10 protein-coding genes are annotated in these 14,996 nt (G+C 43.4%); 8 read left to right on the forward strand and 2 right to left on the reverse strand.

The genetic code is table 11. The annotated features are described in order from the left end of the window. Window positions 1–34: 34 nt before the first annotated feature. The 6 genes from NFI80_RS14455 to NFI80_RS14480 all read left to right on the forward strand — a co-directional run bounded on the left by NFI80_RS14455 (window position 35) and on the right by NFI80_RS14480 (window position 6,173). Window positions 35–1,852, forward strand: a complete 1,818-nt coding sequence (locus tag NFI80_RS14455; protein WP_235157311.1) for a PorZ beta-propeller-like domain-containing protein — start codon at window positions 35–37, stop codon at window positions 1,850–1,852. Window positions 1,853–1,903: 51 nt separating this feature from the next. After that, the gene (locus NFI80_RS14460) at window positions 1,904–2,551 is read left to right on the forward strand and encodes a uridine kinase family protein (RefSeq protein ID WP_026630544.1); all 648 of its coding nucleotides are present in this window, start codon (window positions 1,904–1,906) and stop codon (window positions 2,549–2,551) included. Between the two features lie 121 nt (window positions 2,552–2,672). Next, window positions 2,673–3,173: a hypothetical protein gene (locus NFI80_RS14465; protein ID WP_233795302.1), complete on the forward strand. Its 501-nt coding sequence runs from the start codon at window positions 2,673–2,675 to the stop codon at window positions 3,171–3,173. An 83-nt stretch (window positions 3,174–3,256) separates the two neighbouring features. Further along, window positions 3,257–3,955, forward strand: coding sequence for a hypothetical protein (locus NFI80_RS14470; protein WP_235157308.1), 699 nt, complete (start codon window positions 3,257–3,259; stop codon window positions 3,953–3,955). Window positions 3,956–4,063: 108 nt separating this feature from the next. Then, complete coding sequence (locus tag NFI80_RS14475) at window positions 4,064–4,225, forward strand: lasso RiPP family leader peptide-containing protein (protein WP_157486698.1); 162 nt, start codon at window positions 4,064–4,066, stop codon at window positions 4,223–4,225. Window positions 4,226–4,397: 172 nt separating this feature from the next. Further along, window positions 4,398–6,173 carry an asparagine synthase-related protein gene (locus tag NFI80_RS14480; protein ID WP_235162616.1) on the forward strand — a complete coding sequence of 592 codons (1,776 nt, stop codon included), beginning with the start codon at window positions 4,398–4,400 and terminating at the stop codon, window positions 6,171–6,173. 4 nt (window positions 6,174–6,177) lie between these two features. Here NFI80_RS14480 and porU2 (NFI80_RS14485) read toward each other — a convergent pair whose 3' ends face one another. Together porU2 (NFI80_RS14485) and porU2 (NFI80_RS14490) are read right to left on the reverse strand one after the other, a co-directional pair. Next, window positions 6,178–9,510 carry a putative type IX secretion system sortase PorU2 gene (porU2, locus tag NFI80_RS14485; RefSeq protein WP_235162615.1) on the reverse strand — a complete coding sequence of 1,111 codons (3,333 nt, stop codon included), beginning with the start codon at window positions 9,508–9,510 and terminating at the stop codon, window positions 6,178–6,180. Window positions 9,511–9,576: 66 nt separating this feature from the next. Continuing rightward, on the reverse strand, window positions 9,577–12,573 hold the full coding sequence (porU2, locus tag NFI80_RS14490; protein WP_235162614.1) for a putative type IX secretion system sortase PorU2: 2,997 nt from the start codon (window positions 12,571–12,573) through the stop codon (window positions 9,577–9,579). A 471-nt stretch (window positions 12,574–13,044) separates the two neighbouring features. Here porU2 (NFI80_RS14490) and NFI80_RS14495 point away from each other — a divergent pair, with 471 nt between their 5' ends. Both NFI80_RS14495 and NFI80_RS14500 read left to right on the forward strand, forming a co-directional pair. Then, window positions 13,045–14,571: a malate:quinone oxidoreductase gene (locus tag NFI80_RS14495; RefSeq protein WP_235162613.1), complete on the forward strand. Its 1,527-nt coding sequence runs from the start codon at window positions 13,045–13,047 to the stop codon at window positions 14,569–14,571. Window positions 14,572–14,732: 161 nt separating this feature from the next. Next, window positions 14,733–14,993 (forward strand): phage tail-like protein, encoded by a 261-nt coding sequence (locus NFI80_RS14500; RefSeq protein ID WP_235162612.1) that lies wholly within the window; start codon window positions 14,733–14,735, stop codon window positions 14,991–14,993. Window positions 14,994–14,996 lie beyond the last annotated feature (3 nt).

Genomic DNA, 14,996 nt, shown 5'->3' on the forward strand with positions numbered 1-14,996 from the left:
AAAAGGCAGCTTATCGCCGTAAAAGGATGTGATCATGAAGCGGCTGGTTTTATTTGTGCTTCTTTGCGGCGCGCTGTCCCGGATTAGTTGGGGGCAAAATGTGGCGTTGGGCCAGTGGGAAACGCATTTCAACTATCTTTCCGCAAAGCACATTGTACAGGTTAATGATCATATTTTCTGCGCCTCGCATAATGGCCTTTTCAGCATTCATACTGCTGACAAACAAGTCAAAATCTGGTCAAAATCGGATGGCCTGACCAGCACCGGCATTGCAAGTTTGGCTTTCGACGAAGAGCAGAATCTTTTGCTTTTAGCTTATCGGGATGGCCATGTTGATCTGGTGTATCTGAATGAATCTGCTCAGGCAGAACAAATTAAACCCTGGCCTGTTTTTTCTCAAAATCCCGATTTACCAGAAAACAAGGACATTAAGCGCATCATTATCCGGGAAAATCTGGCTTATCTCTGCACCAGCTTTGGTATTGTGGTTTTGGACACCAAAAATCAACAAGTTGATGAAACTTACCGCTACATAGGCCCCAACGGAATGCAAGTTTCAGTCATTGACATTGCATTTGCTTCGGACTCGCTTTACGCCATAACACCGCAAGGAATGATCGGCACATCCATGTCGCCCGCTGTTAACCGCCAGTATTTTGCCAATTGGAAAGTCATTGCTACGCCGGCAAAAATAGTGGCCGTTGCGTCAAATGCTTCTCAGTTATATATAGGTTGTGCAGGGAAGGGTTTGTATTTAAAAGAAAAAGGGAACTGGAAGTCCGTCTTATCATCAGGCAGTCAGGCTTATTTTATATCTGCATCCGAAAGCGGACTTACTGTCACATTAGATGATAAGGTCGTTTTATTGGATCCAAAAAACGGCGTAAGCACTTTTACAAGCCCTTTATTTAAGTCACCTAAGGAGTCTGTCCATACAAATAGTGAGAAAATCTGGGTGGCCGATTCGAAAAACGGCCTGCTCCACAACGTAGGTCAAGCATTTCAATCTTTCACACCATTGCAGGCTGACACCACCATTGTAGATAAGAAAGACTCTGTCATTACGGATCTGAACGGTTTGATCTGGACACGGCTTCCTGATTATCTGGGAGGAGGAATTTTGGTAAAAAATGTGCAAAACCAGCAACGCGTACTTTCTACGAACGTTGGCAATGGGAGCCTGCCCTCTTCCATCATTAATAATCTGGCCATGGATTTGGATGGAAACATTTGGTTTGCGAGCGACAGGGGGATCGGGTATTTTGTATCAGAAAATATCCTGAATGCAGCCAGGGTTGATGCGGTTTTGCCAATATACGGTCAGAGGAAGCTTTTTGCCAACGAGAAATGTACAGCCCTTGCCATTGAGCCGGGTAACCGAAAGTGGATCGGAACGCGGAATGGCCTTTATCTTTTTAATGCCGATGGCACGGAGCTTGTCCAAAAATTCACATCAGCAGACAGTCCTTTGCCATCAGATTCAATCCGTGCTTTGGAATTTGATTCAGAAACGGGCAATTTGTTTATTGATACCCCGAATGGAATGGTGTCTTACCGCAGCAATGCGACAACCTCAGCTGAAAATTTTTCGAATGTTAAAATTTTCCCAAATCCGGTTCATCCTGGTTATGGCGGGTTTGTTGGAGTAACAGGTTTGAAAAATGAATCCATTGTAAAAATCACCGAACTTTCCGGCCGCCTGATCTATGAAACAAAATCACAAGGTGGCACTGCGACCTGGAATTTGAATGATTATACGGGCAAGCGTGCCAGAGGAGGGATTTATATGATCCTGGTAGTAACGCCAGATGGCAGTGAAACATTTGCCGGAAAATTGGCAGTAATTGATTAATAATTAAAACAGAAATGCGATTTACGCCCTCGTAAATCAATAAATCTAACTATGACAACCCCAGAATTTGCACCCTATATTGTAGGCATCACCGGCGGAAGTGCTTCGGGAAAGACATTCTTCATGAAAAGCCTGATCGATTCGTTTGAGAAAGAAGAGATTACCCGCATTTCCCAGGACAATTATTACCGCCCCATTCACGAGATCCCCCGGGACGAAAACGGCGTCGAAAACTTTGATTTGCCCGAAACCATTGACCACCATTTATTTGCCGAACACATTGCCGTGCTGCGGGCAGGGCGGGAAGTGCATCAGAAAGAGTACACATTCAACAATCCATTGATCAAACCCGAAATTTTGGTCTTCGAACCACGGCCAATCATCATTGTAGAAGGTATTTTTGTCTTCTACTTCCCGGAAATAGCCAGATTGATCGATTTAAAAATTTTTGTAGATGCAAAGGAGCACGTTAAAATAAAACGCAGAATTATTCGTGATAATAACGAGCGCGGTTACGACCTGGACGATGTGCTCTACCGCTGGGAACATCACGTAGCGCCAACTTATGATAAATTTATATTGCCCCTGCGCTCCGAGGCGGATATGATCATCAACAACAACACCCGCTTCGACACCGGCCTGGAAGTGTTAAAAGGTTTTTTAAAAGGAAAGCTGGCAGAGAGGAAAAATAATCTCTAAATTGCAATGCATATACGTCGGGCTGCGTTAAATACATCACGTGCTGATATAGAGTCCCGCGTTGGTACAATTTTTTTAGACACCAAAGGAATCATTTTTACCAATTCTACTAAGTTCCAATATGAAAACCACCTTGCTAACACCAAACTTATCTAATCATTTAGGCAAAATGAAAGCGTTGCTATTTATCTTCTTGTTTTCATTTGTGCTTTTAGGATGCAAAGAAGACGATGTTGATCCGGATCTGACAAAGGATTTTGTCGGAACCTGGAAGGGCGAAGTAAAACAAGAGAAAGGATACGAATATAGCTCCGACTGGGAAATTTCGAAGGCGTCTGAGAATGCTGTAAAGGTTGTGTCCACTTACAGGTTTGTCTCCAAAGACCCGAAATACACGTCGCAGACTGTTGTTACTCCCATAGAAAACATCACGCTTTCAACCACTTTGGCAAATAGCGTAGTCTTAAATTTAACTGATGAAGAAATCGTACCAGGTGATGTCCTGATGATTAAAGGGGTCGGAATCGTTTCTGGAAAAACACTAACGTTCTCTTCTACCGCAACGTCTAAAAAGACTGGCAGGGTAGAAACTCCACCAGTTCAAATATTCACAAAACAGTAGAATAACGCTGGTAGTGAAGTATTAGCATATGTTTCACTACCAGCTATTGCTTAAATGTTTGCCACAACACTATAATACACTCTATGAAAAAACATTTAAACTGGGTTATAGTGCCCATGATTATACTTCTCGCTTCCTGCGAAAAGTCAGATCGCCCCTCCGTTGACCCCTATCAATATGTGCCAACGTCCTTGGGCCAGTTTGTAATTTCAGATATTGAAGAGCAGATTTATTCTGCCGGTAAAGATCAACCGGTAGTTAAAAAATGGCAGGAAAAAGACCAGGTTATAAAAAAATCGGTTGATAGTGAATCGATTACTACGCTTATTTTTTCGAGATCATTGCGAACTTCCGAAACAGCGCCCTGGGAAAAATTAAAGGAATACAGCGTTAAAATATATCCGGATAAGGTTCTAACTACTGTTGACAATAGAACGGATATGAATTTGATTTTTCCTCTCAACGGACAAACTGAGTGGAATGGAAACACTTATCACAGTGCAGACCCGCAGAAATACCATTACGAATCTCTTAATAAGCCTGCAACAGTCTCTAAACTTTCGTTTGACAATTCAATAACGGTTGTCGAACGTGAGGACTCCTCAGCAATCAATCAATATATAGGCATCAAAAAGTATGCACTTGGAGTTGGCCTGATTTTTGATGATCAAATAGCCTATGAGTATTGTCAAACTGAAGAATGCTTCGCAAGTGACATCAAAAAAATTGAGTCAGGCTACCATAGAGTTAAAATGGTATCTCAGTTTGGTACAGTTAAGTAAGATTTACAACAGACATTAGCAGCTTATACTTTTTTTTATTATCTTTTTGAAAATTGACAAAAATACTTACCTTTACAACGGACTATTAAAAAATCTAACAAAACAGTTATGAAAACAGTTAATATGCACTCTACACAGACGAAAAAAAATTATGCTAAGCCTAGCCTTAACAAGCTTGGAAGTGTAAGTAAACTGACGAAGGGTAAGTTGGGAAGCGGATTCGACGGATCAGGACAACCAGCCTTCCGCGATGATTTGGGAGAGAGCTAGTCAAGGCATGGCTTCTACCATTTCTTAGTCGGTGTTACTAGAAGGAATTATCCATTATCATAAAAATGTCGACTTGATTCAACATTTTTATGATAATGGATTTTTTTTTGATAATTGGTTTGTTGCGGAAAAGGGCTTAAAGTCTCGCACTGATAGTTACTATTCCTTTTTTATGGGTTACCAGGATGAAGTCAAGGCGGATTTTGTCACAAACTCAGCTGCACCTTCTGCAAACTCTTACAACGATAACATCCGCAGTCTTTCTGACTCTCAGGTTGCAATTGCAGCATGGTTTGATGAATCCACCAAAAGCTTTTCATTGTTTAGGGAGCTATTCGGAAAAATCCCCCTGTTCTACATTCACATCCCGGATACATTTTTTGCATTTTCAACCAGCCTTACGCGCTTAATTGCGTTAAAAGACGTTCAACCACATCTCGCGGTTGATCAAAGCAGAATCCCTGCTTACATCTCTTTAAACGGTCATGATTACACATCCAACGCATCTTCAACATTTTTTACCAAAATTAAATGTGTCCTGCCTGGTCACTTATTAACGGTGAACAGCCAAAATGTGAGCACGAGGCCACATGTACAGCTCAACCCCGGTAAATGGGCGCACCTTACGTCAACGGAGTATAACGAAGAACTGGCTCGACTGTTCAAGGGTTCGGTTTCCTATGCTTCGAAAGATTGCTCCATTTTAGGCTCTCACCTGAGTGGCGGACTGGATTCTTCGTCTGTTAGCTCGGCGCTGAGATATCTATATCCGGATAAGGCAATTCACACTTTTCACATTCCCTCAACGAGCAAAGAGGCTGACGAACGGGAGTATGCCGAGGCCGTTGCAAATCATATCAGTTCAAAGCAACATTTTATCGATCCGGCCAATGACAATTTAGCATCATTACAACTTGCTACTGAGCTATATGGCCAGCCAGAGAATGGATTTCTTTCGCCGGCAACGAATCACAAAACGCTTAAAACGGCGCAAAGCTTAGGCTGCGACGTTCTGCTTAATGGCTTTGGAGGGGATTCGGTCATTGGGGATGGATCAGAGTTGGTTATTCAGTCATTCCATCAAAAAGATTACGAACTATTCCAGGAGCTACTTAAAAAGAGAGTCAATTATTTTTCACGGCAGCGCCTGCATCCTTCCTGGGATGAATATGATTTTGATAAAAAGTATCATCTGGTTCTACAGAACGCCCTATACAGAAGGTTTTCTGCTTCGTCCGGCTCGGTTTCGAAACTGCTGCAATTATATCGGGAAGTGTCCCCTCATTTAAATATTTCATTAAGTTACTTCTTCGGCAGGGCGCTGAAAAGTTTGCTGCTTCGCACGGCTGACATGAATACAAAGCGCCCGGGCTCTATTATCCGAAGCGATCTCCGCGCTGATCCTGGTTCAGTGGAACCAAACTTTCCGCAATCCCTGCGAGGCGATCTTCCAGCGAATTTTCAGGAATTGCTGAATGATGTATTCCATCCACAAGTCATCAGGACGCAAGAACAAGACTTCGTTTTGAGTTGCCACTATGGCGTAAGTAACAGGGCGCCTTTCATGGACAAAGAGCTTTTTGAGCTCAATATGGCCATCCCCAATATTCTCAAATTCGGAGATGGCATCGGCCGTGCTCATTTCAGGGAATCAATGAAAGGAATCTTGATCGATAAGGTCAGGACCCGGGGCAATAAAGCCACTGTCAGTTCGAGTGAGGGAGAAAAAATGGCGCTGGACCTGTACCGCGAATCACAAGATTACCTTGATGATTCGCAGGAAGTATGGATGTATGTAGACAGAGCTAAGTTTCAGGAGCAAGTTAAAATTGCGCAAAACAGCAAAATCCCGTTCGCGCAAAAAACCACTACATACGCTCTCATTACGCGCACCATATCGCTGTCTGTCTGGCTGAATTGGCTAAAAAGCAAAGGATACAATAGCTAGTGCCTCATTTGATGATCACAACCTTCCCCGTTACAGTCTTGTCTTCCTCTGAGTTAAGATATTTAAATATAACCTGGTAAATGTAAAGTCCATCGGAAACGTAATTTGGCTTCCAATACCATTCGTTTGTACCGGATAACGGCGCTGTGCGTTCCCCTTCATCCATAAGCTTGCCCGCAATGTTAAAGACTTTCCAATGAATACTCGCTGCCGGTTGCTTGGAATTCAATTGTGTTTCAAACCGAATGTAATCAACGGCTGGGTTAGGACTTGCAATCACCTTCACATTTTCATCATTGTCGCCTATTAAAAACTGAATTGTGAAAGGCGATGCAATGCTATTTCCAGCATCATCACTTGAAATCACGAGCATTTCGTAGTTTCCGTCTTCGGCAAGCAGATCCGGGTCTAAGTTTAATTGTATAACGTGATCTGAAATATTTTTCAGATCCATCTTCCACTTGTCCGAAAAATTAACCCGCTCAAATTCACAGCTATTGTCTTCGCAGGTCTTTAAGAAAATACTGATCCGGGCGGTATCAGCTGTCAAAACCCGGTCATCCTGTAAAGTCAGTGTTACTTGTGGTTTAGGGCTGATCTGCTCACCATTTTTGATCGTCCGATCATTGAATGTAACATCCAGCAACGGCGCGATAATGTCTTTACCACTCGTTAGCGGGTAATAACTTTCATTTTTAGCAATTTCCCAATCAACCAGCAGTTCAGCCGTGTTGTTCTGCTTGTTCAGTTCCTTTAATGTATTCTGGGGATCAATTTTAACAACGATGCTTTGCAATTCCTTTTGATTCTGTACATCCAGGATCAATGTGTCGCTGTAAGCAAACCCTTGCAAAGTTTGCGCAGACTTGGTTTGTGAATCCTTATAAATGTAGGTAATCTCCACCGGGACTTTTTCAGCCTTTACAAATCGGCCCAGATTGCGAATGAGCAGGTTGACCTTTAATTTGGAAGAACTGGCTATCGTCTTGTCCGGACTTTCAGAAAATATCTTTATTCCATTATCCGCACTAATGGCATAGTCGGAACTTGCCACAGAAACCAGCTTTAACGCAGGGTCACCTTGTAAAATAGACTGATGTATATTAGCCACGCTGTACATTCCTGAATCTTCCGCTAGAATTTTCCTGGCAACAATCCGCTGAATATCACCAATTGGAAGATTATAGCTGGTTGAATCCGTGAACATGGATGTGTACAACTGACTTAAATATTTCGAGGAAGGTCCGACGAAGCTTTCAAAAGAATTGGCAATGACGGCAATGGCCCCACCATTCGGAGCAAGTAACCAGTCCATTGATAAGGTGTATCTGTCGGTAGCTGCTGGATTTGGATTAAATCGTCCAGCGAAGATATTTCCAACCCCACATCCATTAAAATACATCATTGGATACATTCCCTTGTTGTTATAACCACGGTTTGCATCTGTAATGTATCCCATATTAAGATCTGTTACGGTGGTCGAGCCGTGTCCGAAGTAGGTTATCAGCCCAACTCCGTCATTAACCTCAGGCGTAATGTTCACATATTCAACCTCGCCGATTGCCTGCTGCTTCACAAATGGGATTACTTTTCCACCAACCACACCATTCACAACTTTCGGCTCCAATGCCGCTAACAGATTTTTCAATTGAGTAATTTCCCCAACTGTTTTGCCACCATTCAAATGCAAAACATCCTTCTTCCAGCCAAAATCGCTGGTTGCACCTTGCTCGTAGTCTTTCACCTTTTGCAGGTAATCCAGAACATTCTGATTCGTCACCGCACTTAACCGGCCTATGGAAACAGCGGGTACGTCTTTCGGCACCCCGCCCAGGCCTTCTACCAAAAGTATATCCGAACCGGGATAGCCCACAGAGGGAACTTCATCAGGCAGTTCACGTATCATCCTTTCGTTGAACGTAATACTCCTTCCGATCAGATGTAAATATTTCCCACTGGTGCCGCTCGATACCATGTAATCCACAAATCTGCGGATTGCAACCGGGCTTGGCTCGCCATAGTTGAACTGATTGTAGACATCTTTAATGTTCACTACAATAGGAACAAACCCACCGCCCGCAGCCGAAGCACGGTATGCCGCATACTTATTGGCTCCATCCAGTAAATTTTCACTGGTTAGGATAATGTAGTTTGGATTGGTAGGATATTTAGCTGAGAATTTAACTTCCGTAACCTTCGCCTTTTCAATAGTTTTAGCTTCACTCGTGACAAGCAGGTTAAGCGTCCGCGCAGAAGAATGCGGAACCATTAAGTTGCCAGGCTGTCCGTTGATTACTTTTGGCTTGTTAACATTAGATATATCAAGAATAGTAGCACCGCCAGGTGCATTCGCTATATTCAGCCTGTTTATTGGTTGAGCTGATTTGGCAAGAGAAAATTCAAAACTCTTCTTGTCCTTCATATCCGTGAGCTGCGGATATGAAAGTAAATAGTAAGTCAGCGAGTAACCGTCTGCTGAGTTGCTGCCTACTGCCTTTAAATTCAGTATTATTTTATTATCAGCCGTCAGATCTTCCGGTTCCAGGTCAAAGGAAAATTCTGATCCTGAAAAGCCGTTGTTATTCAGTGCACGCACAAGCCGTAGTGACTGTGCCGTTTTTCCTACCCGAATTTCAATATTCTTATTGCCGGGTGTCCGGCCATGCAAGAGCAGCTTTAATCTGGGTTTGATGCCGCTTTCTTTATAGTAATTTGTTAGCTGTAGTGTATAGTCTGTGGCTTTGCCTTCCATGGAAGACTTTCCAGTTTTGCTGGCTCCTATCTCGAAATAACTGTTAAAAAAGGCTGGTCTGTAAAAGGGAATAGTTCCTAACGAGTATTCATCTTTATACAAGCTTAAATTGGTGCCTGTATGAAATGTTGTCACCGGAACATTGGTGTCAACATTGCTCGTAATCTGCTCAGCCCTCATTCCCGCCTTGTCGCCTACTGTAAGAAAATAGGCACTTTCATCGGAATACAAGCTATAATACGGGTTAATACGCGAACTCATCGGGCGATACAACAAGGAGTCACTTGCACCGTCATTGGGCACGGCGTAAAAGACAATTTCTTTATTTTCGGTACTGATGATTGCGACCTCTTCTCCCCTATGCCATAGTTGCAGTTTACCTGCATCGCCCACCGGGAAACTAGTCGGTAAAAGTGAAAACGGCAATTTGTGAATCCCTTTCTGTGTTACGCCGATCTTTACATAAGGCTTGCCATACACAATCCAATTGTTAGTATATGGTGCCCCCCATTGAGCGTTGACGGTTTGTAACATTCCGGATGTTACAAGTAAGAATGTGTATAGAAAAATTTTACCTAATCTCATGTCGATATAAGCGAAACGGCTAAGAAAGTACCTGATAAGCACTTCCTTAGCCGCGAATTTAATTGATTATTTCTTAACTACTTTTTTGTGATACAAGTCGCCGTTCTCAGTCAGTATTTCAACAATATATTCTCCCGAAGCAAGATTCGAAACATCGATTTTCAGGCCGGTTTGGTTGGACTTGATTGCTCTTCCCTTCACATCTATCAGATTCCAGCTTTTGATTGCTACCGGTGCATCCAATGCTATCTCCGCTACATCTGAAACAGGATTTGGAGAAATGACCAGGAATTTGCTGACTTCCCTTGAAACAGACACCAATCTTGATTGCGTCACTTTTCCCTTCACCAACTTACCGTTGATCGTTACATCACCATCAACTTGTTTAAGTCTGTAATAACTCGTTCCACTTAAAGGTTTAAGGTCCTGGAAAACATAGTCAGACTGTACTTCTGTGGTTCCTTTACCCTCAACCATTCCAATGGATTCGAAGTTTTTCCCATTGTAACTTCTTTCAACCAGGAAATGGCTGTTATTACTTTCTGATGCAGTTTTCCAAGTTACCTTAACCTGATCCTGCTCAGCATGCGCGTTGAAAGAAATAAGGTTAACCGGCAGCGCACCCTCAGTGATTAGCACGCGTAATGATGGGTCTCCTTGCAGGATCACTTGATGCACATTGGCGCGATCGGCATCGTAATAAGACATTGTCCGCCCATTCTGAGCTGGATTATACGAATAGTTTTTCTCTAGCTTCGTCTGCAGCGCTACATTTTTAAGAATATTTCCAATGGCTGGTCTCGTTCCGTCCGCTGTTGAAAATATCTGCTCGTAAAGTTTATCCAGATATTGGTTGGATGTAGACGCATAGGCATCCCAGGTATTTCCAAAAACAATTACCGCGCCTTTGTTAGGCGCCAGCAGCCAGTCCAGTGACATAGGACGGACAAGAATCGTAGGAAGTGAGCCAAATTCGCCATTACGCCCACTGAACAGGTTGTTTACTCCACACCCATTGTAGAAAAGGATTGGAAACTTGTTTGTGTCCTTATAGCCCTTGCTCGGATTTGAAACATAGCCAGCATTGTAATCTGTTTTATCTACACCGCCGTGTCCGAAATAAGTAATCATACCCACTCCTTCTACACCCGGAACCTCACCATTCAGCTCGGGGGCCAATGTCATTTCGATAACATTATTGGAAGCAACCGTTTTTAATCTGGGAAGAACCGCTCCTGAAAAAGGTGCAGACGATACTACATTTGAAATACCATTTAAATAATTAGAAAACTGAGTGATTTCATTGTTAGTCTTCCCGCCATTCATATGAACCACGTTTTTCCGCCAAGCCACATCCAGTTGGCTTTCGTAGGTCACAACCTTTTCCAAATAATCATAAACCTGTTGATTTACCGTAGCCGATATTCTACCTACCGGAATAGCGGGAACATCATCCTGCACGCCGCCCAGGCCGTCTACAAGCAAAAGATCTGATCCCGGATAACCAACAGTCGGCACCTCGTCAGGAATTTCTCTTATGGAACGCTCGAAGTAAGTGATTGATCGGCCTATCAGCAACAGATATTTGTCCAATTGTCCGTCAGAGACCATAAAATCAACAAATCTTCTTATAGCAACCGGGCTTGGCTCTCCATAATTGAATTGGTTATAAACGTCGTCAATGTTAATGACCAAAGGTTTGAACTTCCTGCCTGGCGTCGTTGTGCTACGATACTTTGCATAATCGGTTGCGGATGTGTTCAGAGAATTGCTGCAAATAATCAGGTAATCATTGGCAGCGGGAGATAAGCTTGTAAACTTAACCGTTGAAATTTTTGAGGTGGGAACTGTTGTTACAGTACTGGCCGCCAACAATTTCAAGGCCTTATCGTCACGATTAATGACCAGCGCCGAAGGTGTTCCCGACACGATCTGCGGTGCACTCGGATTCGAAATGTTATAAACTTTGGTTCCTGCTGGTGCATTTGCTATGGAAAGTGTTGACTGGGATCCTGCTACAACGGCTGGGAAGGTAAGCTCATAAGAGGTTAAGCCTTGCATGTTAATCGCTTGCTCGTATTCAACTGTAAAATATGAGATCGAAAAACCACTGCCATCGCTTCCGATTTTGGTAGACTTGAAACCCAATGTTCCGTTCCCGCTCGCATCAAAGTCTGTCGGTTCGAGATTAAATGTGTAATCGTAATCATTCAACTCATTGACGTTCAATGTCCCGACAGATCTCAAAGTGCCGGGCGTTTTACCGACGTAGATACCTGCGATCGTAGTTCCGGTCCTGGATTTGATATGGATCGTAATTTTTTTGGCCAAAGCGCCAACAGGCGATTTTAATTGAAAAGAGAACGGAACCGGCACATAAGAGTTGGTATATGCTACTGGCTTTGGATTAGAAGTTTGAATCGCAGTTCCCACAAACTCGTCCATGATGGATGACCCGGTGGTTTGCTTACCTTCTTCAAAATAGCTGTTCAGTGCACTTGGTCTGTAAAAAGGTATCGTTGAGTGCGTGTGCTCATTCTGATATAGTTTCAAATCTGTCTGAACCTGAGCTGTTAATGCAACAGCGCCAGGATTTGCTGCCACGGCCGGTGCAGCAGCCCGAAGGCCGTTATCACCAGAGCTAACTGTCAAAAAGTAAGTACTTTGGTCAGAATAAATGCTGTAATAAGGATTTTTTCTGGTTGTGCTGAATCGATAAAGAAGCGCATCCGAAGCTCCGTCGTTCGGAACGCCGTAAAACAAAATCTCCGATGCATCGGCTTTGATGATCGCAATCTGCTGACCGCGATACCACATCTGAATTTTGTCCTTATTTGCATTTTTAAAAGCGTCCGGCAAGTCGTTCACATTGATTTTGTGTATGCCTTTCGCAGTGACACCAATTTTAACCCAGGGCTGGCTATACTTTCCTGCCAACCACTCGTTCCCGTTCACCCCGCTCCACTTCTGAGCATTGGCCCCACCGATCGTAAGAAAGAGGAAAAAGACTATTTTGGAGAAATTCAACAAGCGAAGTGTGTAAAAAGTAAAGTTTGCTTTCATACCAATTGTTAGATGAATTAATTGTTACAACGAATTGTGTTCAAATAATGACTCAAAATGCGTTTCAAGGACTTGACAACAACACTCTTACGACCGACTTGTAACACCAATGCGACATAAATTTACGACAAGTTTTGAGGTTGACAAATATTGGCGGTTACAAGTTTGGGTTGATTATGCTCTTTTCCAGCGAGATACTCTCCGACGTTGTATTTTGAATGGAACGGTTGTTTTAGCCACACGGCCATCATTATAGCATCTCGTGTACGTTCAAGGCACACTGTGTCGAGTTTTAAACGATTGCAATCAATAAAGTTTTAATTGCCCTCATCCAAGAACTTGTAACCCGTCATAACTTTTATTTTTTTAATTAAACTATTTTCGGGGCAGGATGTGTTAATTACATTGTAGCAGATTATTTTTTGTACTATTCCGGGCTTTACCGCCCTGTAACATACCATTTTTTCTCCGATGATTACCAAAAAATCTTCAAAGACGATCGCCCCCGACGTCGTTTTGATAGGGGCCGGTATCATGAGTGCAACTCTTGGAGTTTTACTTAAAAAATTAAATCCAGCGATCTCCATTTCGATCTTTGAAAGACTGGACCGGGTTACCGCCGAAAGTTCTGACCCATGGAATAACGCAGGAACGGGACACTCCGCTTTCTGCGAGCTCAATTACACACCGCAGCTGGAAGATGGCACGGTAGACACCAAAAAAGCGATTAAGATCGCTGAATCCTTCGAAGTCTCTAAGGAATTCTGGGCCTATCTGGTTGAGAATGATATTATTGATTCTCCTGACGCATTTATTCACAACATTCCACACCTGAGCTTCGTATGGGGCGATGATAATGTAGAATATCTTAAAAAGCGTTACGACGGTCTCACAAAACACCACCTGTTCCACGGAATGGAATATACGGAGGACAAAAGCGAGATCAATTCGTGGATTCCTCTGGTCATGGAAGGAAGGGATCCTGACATACAAGTGGCAGCAACCAAAATGGATCTGGGTACGGACGTCAACTTTGGAACGCTCACCAAATTCATGTTTGAATATCTGGAAAAGCAAGAGGGCGTTGCGCTCTATCTGAATCATGAAGTGGATGATTTTGATAAGAAAAAAGATGGATCCTGGGTCATTGAAGTTAAAGACCGCGCAACCAGAAAAACTTCAAAAGTCCAGACAAAATTCGTTTTCATCGGAGCTGGCGGCGGATCACTGCCGCTTCTTGAAAAATCCAACATTCCGGAAGGAAAAGGCTTTGGCGGTTTCCCTGTGAGCGGCCAGTGGCTGGTTTGCAACAATCAGGAAATCATTGAAAAGCATCAGGCCAAAGTTTATGGAAAGGCGTCTGTGGGCTCTCCTCCTATGTCGGTTCCGCATTTGGACACACGAATGATTGATGGCAAGAAAGCGCTCCTATTTGGCCCATATGCCGGTTTTTCAACCAAATTCCTGAAAAACGGATCATTTCTGGATCTGCCATTGTCCATTAAGCTCGACAACATCCGCCCTATGCTCGCCGCCGGGATCCATAACATTCCGTTGACCAAATACCTGATTGATCAGGTAAGACAGTCGCCGCAAGACAGGCTGGAAGCATTGAAAGATTACCTGCCCGAGGCGAAACTGGAAGACTGGGATCTTGAAATGGCCGGACAGCGTGTACAAGTTATTAAGAAAGACAAGAAAGTAGGCGGCGTCCTGGAATTCGGAACGGAAATGGTCACCGCTGCCGACGGTTCGCTTGCAGCATTATTGGGAGCATCCCCGGGTGCCTCAACGGCTGTCTCGATCATGCTGGAACTCATTCAGAAGTGTTTCAAAGAAGCCAGATCAGACGAATGGCAGGCTGAATTCAAAAAGATCATCCCATCATTCGGAGAATCCCTTTCCAAAAATGCCGAACTGGCAGCCAAAACACGCGCCAGAACAACTGAAATCCTGGAACTGGGTGCTTCACATTATTCCGAGGAGTTTACTGCTTAAAATTTCGCTTCATATTATATTAATGTAAAGTCCCGGCATCGCGTCGGGACTTTTTCATTTCCGTTTAATCACCCTACTTCGCCGCCGGCTCATCGCTTTCGCTATTCCTCGCTGTTCCTGACAATCTTGGCTTTTATAAATTCCACATATCCGCCAATAACATGAGAACATTCGATTTACAACTAATCAGCAATCAAAAGCTCAAACTGACTTTCGGCAAACTTGCATTATCAGCAATGCTACTTTCATGCGGTCCCAGCATCTTCGCACAAAATGTCGGTATCAACACCCAGCAACCCGATACCAGCTCCGCCCTGGATATTGTAGGAACAGATAAAGGCTTACTAATCCCAAGAGTTTCCCTTCAATCCCTAACAGACAATGTTACAATTCCAAATCCGGCGACAGCGCTGCTGGTGTAAAAT

The sequence above is a fragment of the Dyadobacter chenhuakuii genome (assembly GCF_023821985.2).
Classification (GTDB): domain Bacteria; phylum Bacteroidota; class Bacteroidia; order Cytophagales; family Spirosomataceae; genus Dyadobacter; species Dyadobacter chenhuakuii.